This window comes from Lysinibacillus boronitolerans JCM 21713 = 10a = NBRC 103108 (assembly GCF_000772935.1).
In the GTDB taxonomy this organism is placed as follows: domain Bacteria; phylum Bacillota; class Bacilli; order Bacillales_A; family Planococcaceae; genus Lysinibacillus; species Lysinibacillus boronitolerans.
The window spans coordinates 149,469-165,804 of the sequence record NZ_JPVR01000074.1; the positions used below are offsets into that span (position 1 = coordinate 149,469).

Sequence of the window (16,336 nt, forward strand, 5' to 3'; positions counted from 1 at the left end):
TTAAAAGTTCTACTTTTTTATTAAATTACTAGGAAAATAGAATTAATTCATTTTTGACAAAGTCATACTAATTATCAATATTTTGAGATTTTTTAATATTCCGATATTCGAATTATCTCACCTGTGATAAATTGGAATTATCGCACTAAACTGAAAAGTGTGATAATTAAGAGTGGAGGGAGAAATGAGATTTGAAAAAGTTTAAGTTTACGAAGTTTTTAAGTAGTATGATAGCTTTCGTTATGGTGCTTTTTCTATTGGTTCCATTATCGAGTGCTAATGCTGAAGAATCGAAACCATTCAAGCAGAATAGTCAAAGTGAAAGCACACTTCAACTAAAGGCGGCTATCGCTGAACAGCTAAGTTTGTCTAAAGATGGTCCAACTCTTCACGAAAGCTTACAAAATGTATCAGGCAATCAAGAAGTTGCTGTCATCGTACATTTATCTGAAAAGCCTGTGGCACTAGAGCAAGGAATAAGCCAAGTGAAAGGCCAAAAGTTCTCTAATGCGCGAGCAAATGAAGTTCGTTCAAATGTAAAATCTCAACAAGCACAAGTTAAAAAAGAATTAGCTACTAAAAATGTTCAAATGACTCAAGGCTACACATTTGATACTGTTTTAAACGGCTTTGCAGCAACTGTGAAAGCAAATGACCTCCCGAAGCTGCTTTCAATAGAAGGAATTACATTAATCGAACCTGATGCGATTGTTTACGCATCAGAAGACAATACAATGAAATCATCAGAACTTATTAAGGAAGATCAATTAGAGGCTCAAATGAATACAAGTATTTCTTTCCTCGGCATCGAACAGCTTTGGAAGGAAGGAATTGAAGGACAAGGTATAAAGGTGGCAGTATTAGATACTGGTATTGACGCAGATCACCCCGAGTTTGCTGGAATTTACAAGGGCGGGAAAAACTTCATTCCAAATTCATCAACTTACACAAAGCCTCGGGCAGATGACGATGCATCGGAAACGTTGCCTTCTGAGCGTCCTGCCGGAACACCTGAATTTAATGAAAAAGGAAGCTCGTTCTATACTTCTCACGGTACCCATGTTGCTGGAACCATTGCAGCAATTGGAGCTAACAATTTCGGCATTAAAGGAATTGCTCCAAAAGTAGACCTTTATGCTTACCGTGTTCTTGGTGCATATGGAAGTGGGGCTACATCTGGTATTGTTAAAGCAATAGAAACGGCCGTAACAGAAAAAATGGACATAATCAACCTTTCTCTTGGTGGGGGGGCTAACTCTGAAACGGATGCTGGTTCATTTGCTATTAATAATGCAATGATGGCTGGAACAATCGGAGTAATTGCAACAGGGAACTCCGGCCCAAATCGAGGAACAATGGGCACGCCTGCAACTGCTCGTTTAGGCATTGCTGTCGGTAACACAACAAATCCTGAAACAATGTATAACGGTGAAGTGAATGTTACAGTTGGTGACTACAACTTAACAAAACAGCTCCCATTAATGGGAACAACTTTTGGAAGGGATTTAGCAACACAGCTTCAAGGAGAATTTGACCTAGTTGCTATCCCTGGAAACGGAGAAGTAAAAGACTATGAGGGAATCGATGTAGAAGGTAAAGTAGCATTGATCTCTCGTGGTAGTATCGCATTTGTTGATAAAATTGCGAACGCAAAGGCAAATGGGGCGGTCGCCACAATTATTCATAACTTTGCTGGTGGAACAAATGCACCTAATATTTCAGGTACATTCCTGGGTGATTCCTTTGCTTTTCTACCAACATTTGATATGTCCCAAACGGATGGCAATGCAATTCGTGCTGCATTAGCCGGTGGGACTGGAAAAGTTAGCTTTAGTCAATTTACTTCCACAAAGACACTGGGAGATGAAGTAAACGATTCAAGTTCCCGTGGACCATCTACACCAAACTTTGACATTAAACCAGATGTAAGTGCACCTGGAACAAACATTATGTCAACGATTCCAATGTATAAAAAGGATTTCCCTGATGCAGATTATGCAGAGGCATATGATCGTAAAACAGGAACTTCTATGGCAACACCGCATATTACAGGTATTGTTGCATTACTTAAACAAGCAAATCCTGATTGGAATGCGTTCGACATAAAAGTGGCGCTTTCTAATACAGCAAAGGTTTTAGATAAAACAAAATACGATGTGTTCTCTCAAGGTGCAGGTCGTGTAAATGCTTATGCTGCAGCACATCCAGAAATTCTTGCCTATGCATTGGATAGTGCAATTTTAGACGGAACAGGAGCTGTTTCAGAAAACTTAAAAGGGACAGTTACTTTTGGTCCACAATCACTTAAAGACCAGGATATTACCGTAACGAAACAAGTTTTAGTAAAAGATATAAAGGGGAACGGCGGTAATTATAACGTATCAATTGATGTGACAAAAACATTTGGTGATGCAACTGTTACAGTCGACCAGCCAACATTTAATCTAGTTGGTGAGCAAGTGTTAAATCTTACATTAACTGCTTCACAAGCTACAGCTCCAAACGGCTCAGAAATACTGGGGTATATTCACATCAGCGGTGGTGCTACAGAAATTTCATTGCCATTCGCAGCTGACTTCGGAAGCGAGGCAGTAACTGAAATTAAAGATTTAAAGATTACAGAAACAGATCTATCCTTTAATGGAGATGGCGTGAAAGATTCAGCTGTACTTTCATTTACATTAACTGGCGATGTAACAACTAACTATATCGAGCTATGGGATATTATGAATCCTCAAGGTGGAGAATATGGTGATGGCTACATCGGTTATCTACATGCAGGTACGGCGCTAGGAAAAGGCTCTTATACGCTGAATATCGCTGGGCAATACAAACCATGGGGAACAGAACCTGCCACAACAATTCCAGATGGTCTCTATACTATTGACTTTACTGGTCTTGCGGCATCAGGGGTAGTTTCAGATTATGTTGGGCCAATTATCGTGAAAACGACTAAGCCAGAAATTACTGGTTCAGTAGCTGAAGGTGTCGCTACAGGACAGGTAACAGATAAGTATATCGACTACAATGAAGAGTTATATTTATATGGTTTAAACTACAATTTAAATGATAAATTAAAAGCTTCCTATATTTCGACTGTGAATGGCGAAGTACAAGCGCCAGTTCCTTTTGAATTAAATCAAGATGGTAGCTTCACATTCCCAGTAACATCAGAAACGAATGCTGTATCCGTAAAAATTGAAGACGCTGCTGGAAATGTTGGTGAAGCATTAATATTTGAAAAAGATGTAGTTGAACCAAAAGTGACACTTTCCGTCAATCCAACTGAGCTAGACCTAACAGTTGGAAAATCTGCACAACTTACAGTAACAGAGACGTCTACTCCTCCAGAAGGTGAAGCAACAGAGAAAGATGTAACTTCACAAGCGACTTATGTTGTGGGAGATGAAAATGTTGCAACAATAGCAAATGGATTAGTAACTGCTGTAGGTGAGGGCACGACTACGATTACTATTTCATACGGTGATCATGAGGTTATGGTAAATGTTACAGTTAAAGCACCTGTTGTAGAAACACCAATCGTAACACTAGAAATTGACCAAGCTCAGGTTGAAACTAGAATAGGTAAAGAGGTTACGGTTAAGATTACTGAAGTAACTACTTTTGAGGGTAAAACAACAAAAAAAGATGTTACTACGCTTGCAACCTACGAAGTAGCAAATGATAAAATAGCTACTGTAAAAGCAGGAGCTGTAAAAGGAAAAGGTCAAGGTACTACGACAATTACGGTAACATACGGTGACCACACATTAACATTCGGTGTGTTGGTTGAAAAGCCTGGTAATGGTAATGGTAATGGCAACGGTAACGGTAATGGCAAAGGTAATAATGAAGTTACCGAGGTTGAGTTATAATTAAATAAGTACAGTTCAGCAAAAAGAGAAATTGCGCTTTGCAATTTCTCCTTTTGCTATTTAAATTTCACTTACTTATGATAAGGTTGGCTGTAACTAGTCTAAGTGCAGTTTTTCTGTAGAAGCTTTATCTAGTAATCGAGAGACCGTTCAGGACCTTTTAGTTTTATTTAAGCATTGTTGCAGTTAAAAATTCTCGTGTTCTCTCCTCTTTCGGTTGGTTGAAAAATTGTTCAGGTGTGCCGCGTTCAATAATTTTTCCATCATGCATATAGACAATCCAATCAGCTACCTCTTTTGCGAATCCCATTTCGTGGGTTACAACAACCATTGTCATTCCTTCTTCAGCCAAGTCTTTCATGGTTGTTAAAACCTCTCCCACAAGCTCGGGATCGAGTGCCGATGTTGGCTCATCAAAAAGCATAATGTCTGGTTCCATCGCAAGTGCTCTAGCAATCGCCACCCGTTGCTTTTGCCCCCCTGATAGTTTACTAGGATAGACATCCGACTTATCCTCCAAACCTACTTTTTTCAGTAATTGTTTTGCTTTGATGATGGCTTTCTCTTTGTCTACACCCTTTACCATAACAGGTGCTTCAATAATATTTTCTAAAACCGTTTTGTGTGGGAATAAGTTGAAATTTTGAAACACCATCCCAACCTTTTCTCTAATTTTGTTAAGATCATCTGTCCGAGGATTGACTTCATTTCCCTCAATTATAATATTGCCACTATCTTTTCTTTCTAAAAAGTTCAAACAGCGAAGGAGGGTGCTTTTCCCTGACCCGCTCGATCCTATTAGACAAACAACATCGCTCTCGTAGACTGTCATGTCGATATTTTTCAATACATGTAAGTCTCCAAACGATTTATTCAATTGACTTATTTTAATCATTTCCTTGGTGTTCAATCTTTTCAGCTCCTATCTGTCGCTAACTGCTAATTTTAGTTCAGTTCGATTCACTACAAATGTCATCAACGCTACCAGCAATAAATAGTAGACTGCTACAATGAGTAAGTAGGTCATTTCATCAAAATTATTCGACCCAAGTGTTGTCGCCACATTAAACAGCTCATTCATGGAGATAAATGCGGCTAACGAAGAATCTTTTAAACTGATGATAAATTGATTGCCTAAAGGCGGCAACGCTCTACGGAATGCCTGTGGGAGAATAATCCTTCTTAATGTCAGTGTCTTTGTCATCCCCAAAGAGCGTCCTGCTTCAAATTGACCATTATCGACTGATTGAATTGCTCCCCGAAGGATTTCAGAAATATAAGCTCCATTATGTAGCGCTAGAGCAAGTGAAGCAGCCCAAAAATCAGGAAGAAGGAAAATCCCGCTAATTCCGAAGTAAAGGATAAATATTTGAACAATCAGTGGTGTTCCTCGCACCAAATAGACATATATATCTGAAATAAGTTCTAAAATTTTTATATTAGAAATTTTTAATAAGGCAAAGACTAGTCCGATGATGATTCCAAGTAAGATAGAAACCACCGTCAGCTCTAATGTTAAAAGCATAGCTTTAAAGAATACACCTTTTGTTTCGATTAGTATTTGAAAGAAATGTGAAAAACTTGGCAAAGTACTACTTCCTTTCTTTTATAGCATTGATTTATTCTGGTTTTGTGGTAATGTCCTCACCAAAATATTTGATACTGATTTGAGTCAGTGTTCCATTTTCCCGAAGTTGTTCCAAAGATTCATTTACTCGCTTCAATAGATTTGGATTATCCTGGGGCAACACAATCGCTTGTTCACTGCGATTAATTAATTGCTGTCCTTTAATCTTAAAACCTTCCTTTTCAGCAGTTTTTCCTGTAACAAAATCTGTAATTACTGCATCATGACGCCCACTACTCAACGCCTTTAATGCTGTAATATCACTGTCATATGTTTTTATTTTGTCTGTATACTTGGAAGCTGTATCGGCATATGTTGATCCTTTTGCAACAGCTACTTCCTTTCCCTTTAAATCTTCGACAGTCCTAATTTTACTATCGGGTCTGGTGAAAATTTTCGGTCCTGAATAATAATAGGGGGTAGAGAAAGAAACATGTTTACTCCGCTGCGGGTTAATTGTGTGACTTGCAACGGCTGCATCCGCTCTTCCCGTTTTCACCCCTTCAACAATCCCCTTGAACTTGATTCGTTTCTGAACCGGCTCAAGGCCCATTTCCTTTGCAATCGCTTCACCAACCTCAATATCAAAGCCCGACATTGTAAGATCGTCATTTATATAACTAAATGGCTTAAATTCACCAGAAGTAGCAAAAACAAATTGATTTTTATTTATCAGTTCAGATCCATCTTCAAGCTTCTGCTTCTCTCCACAACCAGACAAAAAGCAGGCTACGATTGTACTAAAGACCAATAAAAACTTTTTACTCAACAACATGTTGGCTATAACTCCTTTCTCTTTCGATTATTCTTACAATCCTTTCTTGCTATATAACTTGCTTATGATAGTTAATACCCAATCCACTCCCAATAAAACAAAAAAGTATCAGGCACTATTAATAGTGCCTGATACTTTTCTACAATATTTATATAATATACATATCTTTCAAATCTTCTATTTACCCCCTAAAACGCTGCTTTTTGGATGTATAAAACTTAGAAAAACGCACTTACTTATGATACGGTTCACCCTTCATAATCCTAAAACTACGGTAAATCTGCTCGACTAGCACGAGCTTCATGAGCTGGTGGGGAAGTGTCATCTTACCAAAAGACTGCTGTTCGTCGGCTCGTTTTAGGACATCTTCGTGCAGACCGAGCGAACCGCCGATGACGAAGGCGATTTTGCTTTTGCCGTAGGTCATGAGGGATTCAATGTCGGCTGCCATTTGTTCGGAGGTTTTCATTTTGCCGTTGATAGCTAGGGCGATTACGTAGGCATCCGGACTGATTTTCGTTAGGATGCGTTCGCCCTCTTTTTTCTTGACGATATCCATTTCAGCTTCACTTAGTTGTTCAGGTGCCTTTTCGTCTGGCACTTCAACCAAATCCATTTTTGCATAGCCGCCAAGACGTTTTACGTACTCATCGATCCCCATTTTTAAGTACTTTTCTTTTAGTTTGCCGACTGATACAATCGTTATATTCACACGTTATCCACCTTTACAATTCATTTACAAACAAATTATCCACAAAAGTTATCAACATATCCACAAGCATTCTCTATATATTGTGTAAAGTTATTTACTTGATACAATATATTCTGCTGGCTGTTCACAGTAGCTACACTTTGTGGATAACTTTTTATCCTCTTCGATTTTATCCATAATTGGGAACACTTTTTGCTCTGCTACAAACATGTCTAAAGCGTGATCTATATGGCTTTCACAGCTGTACTTTTCCATTTTTTGATGTCTCCTTATTTTCCGAAATTTCCACAAACTTATTCACAAATCAGTCTATGTTATCCACAATCTATTGTAACAAAGTAATAGCATGTATGGAAGAAGTGCCTTTTACTCCCGATTTGCTGTGCGGAATTAGTATTCACAATTTTCTAGTTATCCACAATATTTCATAAAAGTATTTTCTCCATCCTCATAAAAAAAGCGATGGAGATTGATTAGATCTCCATCGCTTTTCATATTCTTTACAATGTATTACCGTTTGTTAATGTTAGTGATAGCTCGACTAATTTACCTTGACGGTACACTTTTAATGTTAGTTTATCACCAATTTTTTTGTCATTATATAAATGCTTGCGTAAATCAATGGTTGTTTCAATTTTTTGACCATCCATCTCTACAATAACATCGTATTGTTGAACCCCTGCTTTTGAGGCTGGTGAGTTATTCATGACATCTGTTACAACAACACCTGTTGTCACCTCTGCAGGTAATTTTAATGTTTGTTGCTGATAGAATGATGGCACATCTGTTAAATCTGCAAGTGAAACTCCCATTGTTGGACGTTTCATTTCTCCATTTTTCTCTAATTCCTCGATAATTGGAATAGCTGAATTAATTGGAATGGAGAAGCCTAAACCTTCCACTGAGGATTCAGCAATTTTCATGGAGTTAATTCCTACTAATTCTCCAGCTAAGTTCACAAGTGCTCCACCACTATTTCCTGGGTTAATCGCGGCATCTGTTTGCAATACTTCTTGTTGCCAATCTTCTGTGCCATCGCCATTTAAGTCTACTGGTACAGAACGGTCTTTACCAGAAACAACACCAGTTGTAACAGAGCCATAGAAGTCTAAACCAAGTGGGTTACCAATGGCAATCACTGTTTCGCCTTGTTTTAATACATCCGAATTCCCGAATGTCGCAACTGTTTTAACATTTTTAGAGTTAATAGAAATAACTGCAAGGTCCGTCCAAACATCGTGACCCACTAATTGAGCTGGTTCTTTTGTTCCGTCTGGCATTGTGACCTCTAACTGCTTTGCCCCTTCAATAACGTGGTTATTTGTGATGATAAAGGCTTTATCACCTTCAATTTTATAAACAACACCTGAACCGCTTCCTGCTTCTTTTGTTGTTTTTGATGGTGGGCTCCAAAAGCCTCCGCTTGTGACTTCTTGAATATTTGTGATACCAACAACTGCTTGTGAGGCTTTTTCAACTGCTGTTGTCACATCTGTCGTTACTTCTGTAGCTACCTGATTAATTGTTGTGTTATTTTTTCCTGTATTACTTGTTGTTGTTCCAGGCATTTGATTGACAAGTCCTGGTAGCATAAGCCACACAAGTAAAGCACCTATAATGACACCGACCAGACCACTAAAGAAATAGCCGCCTTTACCCCCGCCACCTTTCTTTTTCATGCGCTTAGTCTGCATTTCTTGCTCCTCGCGCTCTAGTCTTTCTTGAAGAGGTGATTTCGGTACTTCATCATTTTTTAGGAAATCACTGTTTTTATCATCATCTTGGAAATAGCTCATGTTCGTCATCCTTTCCTTTGAGTGCTATCTAATTAGTTGTTACCCTAATCTTACGATTCAAACATTAAAATCAGATGAAAAACAAATAAAATAGGCATAAAAATAGCTGTTCAATGCATTTTTTTAATGCGTTGAACAGCTTCAAGTTTTGCCTAAATAGCCTTTGATTAAACCGTCACCAATTTTGTTGGTTCTTCTGCATCCGTATCAAATAGATGAACATGCTCACCAACAAGGATGCCACAAGATTGTAAGGTTTGTGCGACACTCATACGTGCTAGCTCTTTCATATTATTATCCTTACTCAAATGTGAAAGATAAATATTCGTCGTCTTATCAAATACAACCTCACTCATTGCAATTGCTGCATCCTCATTAGACACATGTCCTACATCACTTAAAATGCGACGTTTAATAGACCAAGGATAACGTCCCATTTGCAGCATATTGACATCATGATTACTTTCAAAGACAAAAGAATCAGCGCCTCGAATAATCCCTTTCATACGATCACTGACATAGCCTGTATCTGTAATAATAACAAGCTTGCGATCATTTTCATGAAAAGTATAGAACATTGGATCTGCAGCATCGTGGGAAACAGCAAAGGATTCCACAGCTAAAGAACCAAAATGCTTCACTGTATCCATTTCAAATTCAAAACGTTGCTCAATAGGAATGTCTCCAATTAGCCCGTCCATTGCCTGCCACGTTTTGGCGTTTGCGTAAATTGGTACATTATATTTCCGTGCCAGTACACCAATTCCTTTAATGTGATCACTATGCTCATGTGTAACAAAGATACCACTGAGCTGTTTCATATTACGGTCGATTTTTGTAAATAACTGCTCCATCTTTTTCCCACTAAGACCCGCATCGACGATAAAAGCATGATCGTCATTCTCTACATAAATCGAATTCCCTGTACTGCCACTTGCTAAAACACTAAATCGCATTATTCAACTCCCCAGTCTTCTTCTTCGCTCTCTTGCTTGTCCTCCTGGATTTCGATGACTTTACCTTCTACTGCATTCACAAAGTACTCCTCTTTTGTCCCATCAGATAATTTCACTTGAACTTCCCATGTTGGCACCAATACCTGAGTACGTGTCAATTTAACAAGCGTTGAGTAACCTAGTTTCATTTGTGTAATGCGCGAGTCTGGCTTGAGCGGTCCTTTTGCATACAAAGTTTGAATAATTTGAAGTGGTGGAATAACTGTTTCCTGCTGTTCCATTTCTTCAATGTTATCAATCATTGTTTGTTCATACATTGTTACTTCGTTATTAGCATTCCATTTTATTTTTAATGAACCGCTATAATAGAACATTCGATTGTTTGTCTTTTGGAAAAAAATTGCGACTCGTTCTTCGCGGTCTACTTTCCATAAAGCATAAGATGCACCTTCAATGATGTTTGCCAGGGCAAAATCTGTAAAGCTTGCATCATCACTTACATTACGTAATTTAACAGGCCTCATAAAAATAACACGGGCCTTCGTATTATTATCATCCTTAAATTTAACTTGCTGGTTACTATTACTAAATTCGGCTGGTGTGAATTTATGCACTTGAGCTGTCATATACGAAGCAGATTCAATATTATTTGGTAATGTGCCATACGTAATATTATCATCTTTTAAACGAGCTTCTATCGTTCTTTCACCTGGTACCTCAATATCTTTCGCTTCATTGTAGCGATTGACATAAAGTGAATACAAGAAGATGTTCAGTATTAAAAAAACGAATATAAAAATAGATTTTGTTCTATTCCAATCCATTTTTAACACCTCCTAATACTTCAGGAGTCAGTTTAGTCCAGGTACCATTACGAATAACAAACCAACAAGGTTCAAATATAAATATATTCTGTTCTTGATTTTGTGTTAAATAATAGCCCAAGACAATTTCATCAATTTCAGACAAAGGAATACTATTAGCGTTCTTTAATCTCTCTGCAATCTCTGCGCCAGATGCTAATTCTTTAATTTCTTTCTCTAAAGATATATCCATATCCAATGAGAAGTATGGACGCTTGTAATGGAAAATTCGACTATCTCCCCAAATCGTTGTCATTCGTGTAATAACATGATTGCTATAGACAGGGAAGCCTTGCAAATACATTTGATAATCTATTTGATTTTTATTGGTATTGGATGAAGCATAGCGGAAATCTGCCGTAAATCCTCCATGCTCATTAATAAATTCAAAGCTATCCTTTAAAAGCTTCGATGGCTCGACTCTAATACTACTTTCTGCAGCGGGATAAACATAGTTTAATGATTTAAGATTTGTTTCTAAGGTCATTAATGACATACCATCTGTATATTTTTCAGAGGATGCGCTTTCGACATTCCGCTGTACAATATTTGGATCAGGGAATAACACATTTTTAAATAATTCTGGTGTGATATCCTCAATAAAGTACGTATATTTTACAGATTCAATATTACTGTTCGCCAGATAAAGAGATGTATAGCCTTCTCTCTCTACTTCTTTGAAAACCTCATATTTTTTTGCAGGCTCAATGACTTCCTGTATAAATTGATTCATGTTTGGCACACTGACACGTGAGCGGAATAATGATTGGTTATTACCACTAATGTAATACAACATTAATTCTTTGCTATTGTAATTACTCCAATCTATAATCATTCGATTGAACGTTGTTTGTGGTAATTCCTTATCAGTGAACTGAAAGGTTGTGTTAAAAGCTGAAAATGGAATCTCTCCCGTAAAAAAGATTGTCATTCGATGATCTGCGCCAATAATTTGATTCACATAGTTTGCAGAAAGATTATTGTTTACAGGCACCAAATCTAAAACATTCCAGCCTTTAAACACTTTCATCATATCTTTCATAGCTGCATTAGAAACTGTGCCTGTAAACTCTTCTTCAGAACGGAAAATAGCCTTGTACGGTCGAATAATATCCTCCATATCCTTTTGCGGCTTAATTAAAATTTCCTCTCCCTCTGTTTTTTCAATATATTTATAATCAGGTGTATAGGTCCAAATTAAAAAAGTTAAAATCACGCTCAGCATGACAAGTAGAAATAATACAACAGATTTAACTGGCTCTATATATTTCATTCCCACTCACCTGCCTCACCAAATTCATCTGCATCATATGGTAATGTGAAGAAAATTGTTGTACCCTGTCCTTCTTCACTTTCAGCCCAAATTTTACCGCCATGCGCTTCAATCATTTCCCGCGCAATAGCTAATCCCAAGCCTGTTCCTCCCATAGAGCGAGCGCGTGCACGGTCCACACGATAGAAGCGATCAAAAATTCGGCCAACGTTTTCTTTAGGAATACCCATGCCATCATCTGAAATCATGACCTTCAGCATGTCTTCCTGTCCAGTAAAGCCAAAGCGAATATTGCCGCCATCTGGAGAATATTTAATAGCATTGGAAATGATATTATCAATAACTTGTGTGATTTTATCCGTATCAATTTCTACATAAAAGGATGTTTCAGGGAATAAACGTTCAAATTGTACCTTGTCAGACTTAGACATTTCAAATCGGTCAATAATGCGATTAAAGAACGAATTAAATAAGACAATATCTTTATTCAACTCGTAATCTGAGCTATCCATTCTTGATAGCTGCAATAAATCATTCACTAGACGAATCATACGCTCTGTTTCGGTTTGTGTCACATTTAAAAACGTAGGAGCAATATTTTCGTCTTTCCATGCACCATCTGCAAGTGCCTCTAAATAACTGCGCATTGTTGTTAATGGCGTTCTTAACTCATGTGATACATTCGATACAAATTCCCTACGATCCATTTCAATCTTTTCTTGCTCTGTTATATCGTGCAAAACAGTAATCAGCCCATTAATAAAGCCCGTTTCTTTTTGAATAACAGAGAAATTAGCGCGAAGTATATAGGGCGCATCTGCTGTACTAAAGTTTAAATTCACGGCATCATTCATATGAATTAAGTCTTCAAAGCTATATTCCTGATCAATCCCCAATACAGAGGCGATAGGACGCCCTAATGTAATATCTCTTGAAATATGCAGTAATTCTAGTGCGGGGTCATTGATGAGAATAATACGTCCCTTGCGATCTGTTGCAATAACGCCATCTGTCATATTACTCAGCACTGAATCTAGCTTTCGACGTTCAGCTTCTGTGGTCGATTGTGCTTCCTGCAAACGGTTGGTTAGATGATTAAAGGTGATGGCTAGCTGTCCGATTTCATCCGTACCATATACACGTACCTTGCGAGAATAGTTCCCCTTCGCCATTGCCTGAGCCTGCTTTCGCATATCAGCAATAGGCTGTGTAATCGTTCGAGCCACAAGAATACCTAAGAAGATGGTAATGACCAAGGACATTGCCGTACCACCAAGGAAAATCTGATTAATATCATTCATTTGTTCAAAAACAGATTCAATATTGGCTTCAATATAGAGTACACCAATGATTTCGTCGTCTGGTCCTGCACCCGCACGAATGGGGTTCGCTAAGACCCACACACGATTTCTCGTTTTATTGTCGAGTTTAATAATATCAAACAGTGTTTCGGCAGATATTGCTCGACGTACAAGGTCAGTATTAGAGCGTTGACCTATTAAATTCTGATTTTCAAGCTCAGATGTTGCAAGTATTCTTTGTCTATCATCAATGACACGAATTTCTAAAATATCACCATTTGAAACATCCCTTAAACCAGTAGAAAACTCCATGACAATCGATTTTAGGCTTTCCTCTAGTTTAGGCATGCTTTCATCGCGTTCTTTTAAAATTTCCTCACGAAGACTATATTGCATCAGGTCAACTCGCTGAAAAATGGAATCTTGGAAGTTGCTCTTCAAATTTCTTTCTAATTCACGAGCGAAATAGATACCGATAATTTGTAAAGCTAGCAAGATTAATAAAATGTAAATCAGCACTAGTTTGACATGAATGGATTTAAAGAAGCTCACTTTCTGCATTCCTATTACTCCTGTTCAGGATTTCGTAAATAATAACCTACACCACGTCGTGTGACAATCCAAGCTGGATGACTAGGATTATCCTCAATTTTTTCACGTAAACGGCGAATTGTTACATCAACAGTTCGTACATCACCAAAGTAATCATAGCCCCATACTGTTTGTAGTAAGTGCTCTCGTGTCATTACTTGTCCAATATGTTTCCCTAAATAATGAAGTAACTCAAATTCACGATGTGTCAGTTCAATTGCCTCATCACGCTTCATTACTAAATAAGCATCTGGTTGAATGACAAGAGATCCTACAACAATCTCATTCGACTCTTCCTCAGCCTCTTCTGCTGCTGGAGCGACTACTTGTAAACGGCGCATATTGGCCTTCACACGTGCAATCAGCTCTCGTGTACTAAATGGCTTTGTGACATAATCATCTGCACCCATCTCTAATCCTAATACTTTATCAATCTCAGAGCCTTTAGCTGTTAGCATAATAATGGGGAAATCATATTTTTTTCGTACCTCTCTACAAACTTCCATGCCATCACGCTTTGGCAGCATAATATCTAAAAGCATTAAATCTGGTTGCTCTTCCTCTACTTTCTTTAATGCCTCATCACCATCATACGCACAAATAACTTTATAGCCTTCTTTTATTAGATTAAATTGCAAAATATCTGCGATTGGTTTCTCATCATCAACAACTAAAATTGTTTTATTCATTCATTCTCTCCCTTTCGCTTCTTATCTATTCTTAAACAATGTGTATTTGTAAATTCACTACTCTTAACTCTATCATGCTTTCGGATTCTATGCATTAATCGATATTCGATCCTTCTAATACTGTGACAAAAAGCGATGTATTTCAACAATTATTTCTCGGGAAATAATTGAAAAAGACAGTCCATAATTCGGACTGCCTTCTATTCAACATGTTTATCGGCCTACATAAGATAACGGATTTTCTAATGAACCGTTCTTTTCAACTTCAAAGTGCAAATGTGTACCTGTCGAATTGCCAGTGGAACCCATAATACCAATCACAGAACCCTTTTCTACTACTTGTCCCACTTCAACATTAATTGAAGATAAATGTCCATAAAGTGTTGTAAAACCATTATTGTGATTAATCACTATGCGATTACCATAGGTGCCAGAAGTGCCAGCTGCAACAACTACACCATTATCAGCAGCTAAAATATTATAGTTACTTGGTCGAGCGATATCAATACCTCGATGGAAGGCTCCCCAACGTTCACCCATACCACTTGAAATATAGCCCCCGACTGCTGGCCATGCAAATTCACCAGTTCCACGTGAAGAAATAACCTTTGTACCGACTACTTCAATTTCATCTACAGGTTGTTGAAGGATTTTTTCCTCTAAGGCAACTTTTGATGTCTGTTTACCATTTTCAGATGTTAAAACATAAGTTGTTTCCTTTTTCCCATCTACACCTTCTTGCTTGATGACCTTTTCACCTTTATACATTGTAGGATCTTCTTCGATTACTTTTTTAAACGGAATGACATCCGCTACTTTCTTTTCCTTTTTTACTTCAAGTGTCACAAATGGCTTTGCCACAGTAACATTTAATTCTTGTCCAATTTGTAAAACCGTATCCACTGTAATATCAGGATTTAGAGCTAGTAGTTCGCTTGTTGTTAAATTATGTTTTTTAGCAACGGACCCTAACACATCTCCTGATTGAATTTTATATGTCTCTTGCTCAACATAGCCTGTCATTAAATACTTTACGGCTTGCTCAGGTGATAATATATCAGTTGGTGTAACTTTTTGTGATAACCCTGAAACTCCTTGTTTAAATGAAACATCTAGAAGTCGAGACTCACCATTTTGTAATTCTGGTAAATTATTGCTAGCTTGTTGGTTTTTAGATAAGTTATCTAATTCTTGCTGAGAAACATATTGTAACTTTAACATTTGAACAGTTTTCTCATAAGCTTCTGTATTCTTTAATGATACTACTGGTTTGTGATTTACTAATAATGTAAAGGCATCAGATTTAGCTACTAAAGATTGCTGAAGTTTTGATAATGTTTCTGCATCTTTTGTTTCATTTGTAAATACTTGTTCCGGGATTATTTTAACAGCTGAGCTAGCATCAATGGATAAACCTTTGAATTGCTGACTTGCTACTTTTTCTTTTGATGCAATTATTTCTTGAATTGCTTTCTCATCAGATACTGCACCAATATATTCATTCCCCACATAAACGTGGTAAATTTTATTTAAGTTTTCTTTGTTATATTCCTTAGCAAATCCCATATTAATCGTTAGACTTGTCATTAAAACAACAATGATTGAAGCCTTTTTAAAAGAAGAAAAATTGTAGGTGAATCTATTGTTTTCTTCTTTTCTATTCCAAAACGAATTCATCAATAAAGCCCCTTCCAACTTTACCCTACTGTAGGATGATTTACCCACAAGGATTTTTTGCACCCCTATAATGTACCATAAAGAAAATGACGTTTGAACGATTTCACTCTTTTGTAATGTAAATGTATTATTTATCTACTTTTTGTTACATAGAATATATTTTATATAGTTTATAAATACTGTATTTTTATTCATATACTG

General features: G+C 37.4%; 13 protein-coding genes. 1 reads left to right on the top strand and 12 read right to left on the bottom strand.

Annotation, left to right across the window (positions count from 1 at the left end; all coding sequences use genetic code 11):
• Positions 1–191 precede the first annotated feature (191 nt).
• Complete coding sequence (locus tag CD31_RS12075) at positions 192–3,875, top strand: S8 family serine peptidase (RefSeq protein ID WP_036077905.1); 3,684 nt, start codon at positions 192–194, stop codon at positions 3,873–3,875.
• Positions 3,876–4,041: 166 nt separating this feature from the next.
• Here CD31_RS12075 and CD31_RS12080 read toward each other — a convergent pair whose 3' ends face one another.
• The 12 genes from CD31_RS12080 to CD31_RS12135 form a co-directional block, all read right to left on the bottom strand.
• Positions 4,042–4,770, bottom strand: coding sequence for an amino acid ABC transporter ATP-binding protein (locus CD31_RS12080; RefSeq protein WP_081977497.1), 729 nt, complete (start codon positions 4,768–4,770; stop codon positions 4,042–4,044).
• A gap of 27 nt (positions 4,771–4,797) precedes the next feature.
• On the bottom strand, positions 4,798–5,463 hold the full coding sequence (locus tag CD31_RS12085) for an amino acid ABC transporter permease (RefSeq protein ID WP_036077909.1): 666 nt from the start codon (positions 5,461–5,463) through the stop codon (positions 4,798–4,800).
• A 31-nt stretch (positions 5,464–5,494) separates the two neighbouring features.
• Entirely contained in the window at positions 5,495–6,277 is a 783-nt protein-coding gene (locus tag CD31_RS12090; RefSeq protein WP_036077911.1) for a transporter substrate-binding domain-containing protein, read from the bottom strand.
• Between the two features lie 232 nt (positions 6,278–6,509).
• A complete protein-coding gene (gene rlmH, locus CD31_RS12095) occupies positions 6,510–6,989 on the bottom strand; it encodes a 23S rRNA (pseudouridine(1915)-N(3))-methyltransferase RlmH (RefSeq protein WP_004233392.1) in 480 nt (159 codons plus the stop codon).
• Between the two features lie 90 nt (positions 6,990–7,079).
• Complete coding sequence (locus CD31_RS22990; RefSeq protein WP_016992306.1) at positions 7,080–7,244, bottom strand: CxxH/CxxC protein; 165 nt, start codon at positions 7,242–7,244, stop codon at positions 7,080–7,082.
• Positions 7,245–7,489: 245 nt separating this feature from the next.
• Complete coding sequence (locus tag CD31_RS12105; RefSeq protein ID WP_036077913.1) at positions 7,490–8,785, bottom strand: S1C family serine protease; 1,296 nt, start codon at positions 8,783–8,785, stop codon at positions 7,490–7,492.
• 167 nt (positions 8,786–8,952) lie between these two features.
• Complete coding sequence (locus CD31_RS12110) at positions 8,953–9,741, bottom strand: MBL fold metallo-hydrolase (protein ID WP_016992308.1); 789 nt, start codon at positions 9,739–9,741, stop codon at positions 8,953–8,955.
• Entirely contained in the window at positions 9,741–10,565 is an 825-nt protein-coding gene (locus CD31_RS12115) for a two-component system regulatory protein YycI (RefSeq protein ID WP_036077915.1), read from the bottom strand. The genes CD31_RS12110 and CD31_RS12115 overlap by 1 nt, the downstream gene beginning before the upstream one ends.
• Positions 10,552–11,877 carry a YycH family regulatory protein gene (locus tag CD31_RS12120; RefSeq protein ID WP_036077917.1) on the bottom strand — a complete coding sequence of 442 codons (1,326 nt, stop codon included), beginning with the start codon at positions 11,875–11,877 and terminating at the stop codon, positions 10,552–10,554. Before CD31_RS12120 ends, CD31_RS12115 begins: the two co-directional genes overlap by 14 nt.
• A complete protein-coding gene (gene walK, locus CD31_RS12125; RefSeq protein ID WP_036077920.1) occupies positions 11,874–13,739 on the bottom strand; it encodes a cell wall metabolism sensor histidine kinase WalK in 1,866 nt (621 codons plus the stop codon). Before walK ends, CD31_RS12120 begins: the two co-directional genes overlap by 4 nt.
• Positions 13,740–13,744: 5 nt before the next feature.
• Positions 13,745–14,458 carry a response regulator YycF gene (gene yycF, locus CD31_RS12130; RefSeq protein ID WP_036077923.1) on the bottom strand — a complete coding sequence of 238 codons (714 nt, stop codon included), beginning with the start codon at positions 14,456–14,458 and terminating at the stop codon, positions 13,745–13,747.
• A 213-nt stretch (positions 14,459–14,671) separates the two neighbouring features.
• Positions 14,672–16,135 carry a M23 family metallopeptidase gene (locus tag CD31_RS12135; protein ID WP_016992312.1) on the bottom strand — a complete coding sequence of 488 codons (1,464 nt, stop codon included), beginning with the start codon at positions 16,133–16,135 and terminating at the stop codon, positions 14,672–14,674.
• Positions 16,136–16,336: the final 201 nt, after the last annotated feature.

Bases quoted from the DNA above. Each gene is read 5' to 3' on its own strand.
- CD31_RS12080 (WP_081977497.1), bottom strand. From the start codon at position 4,770: ATGATTAAAATAAGTCAATTGAATAAATCGTTTGGAGACTTACATGTA.
- CD31_RS12090 (WP_036077911.1), bottom strand. From the start codon at position 6,277: ATGTTGTTGAGTAAAAAGTTTTTATTGGTCTTTAGTACAATCGTAGCC.
- CD31_RS22990 (WP_016992306.1), bottom strand. From the start codon at position 7,244: ATGGAAAAGTACAGCTGTGAAAGCCATATAGATCACGCTTTAGACATG.
- CD31_RS12105 (WP_036077913.1), bottom strand. From the start codon at position 8,785: ATGAGCTATTTCCAAGATGATGATAAAAACAGTGATTTCCTAAAAAAT.
- CD31_RS12110 (WP_016992308.1), bottom strand. From the start codon at position 9,741: ATGCGATTTAGTGTTTTAGCAAGTGGCAGTACAGGGAATTCGATTTAT.
- CD31_RS12115 (WP_036077915.1), bottom strand. From the start codon at position 10,565: ATGGATTGGAATAGAACAAAATCTATTTTTATATTCGTTTTTTTAATA.
- CD31_RS12120 (WP_036077917.1), bottom strand. From the start codon at position 11,877: ATGAAATATATAGAGCCAGTTAAATCTGTTGTATTATTTCTACTTGTC.
- walK (WP_036077920.1), bottom strand. From the start codon at position 13,739: ATGCAGAAAGTGAGCTTCTTTAAATCCATTCATGTCAAACTAGTGCTG.
- yycF (WP_036077923.1), bottom strand. From the start codon at position 14,458: ATGAATAAAACAATTTTAGTTGTTGATGATGAGAAACCAATCGCAGAT.
- CD31_RS12135 (WP_016992312.1), bottom strand. From the start codon at position 16,135: ATGAATTCGTTTTGGAATAGAAAAGAAGAAAACAATAGATTCACCTAC.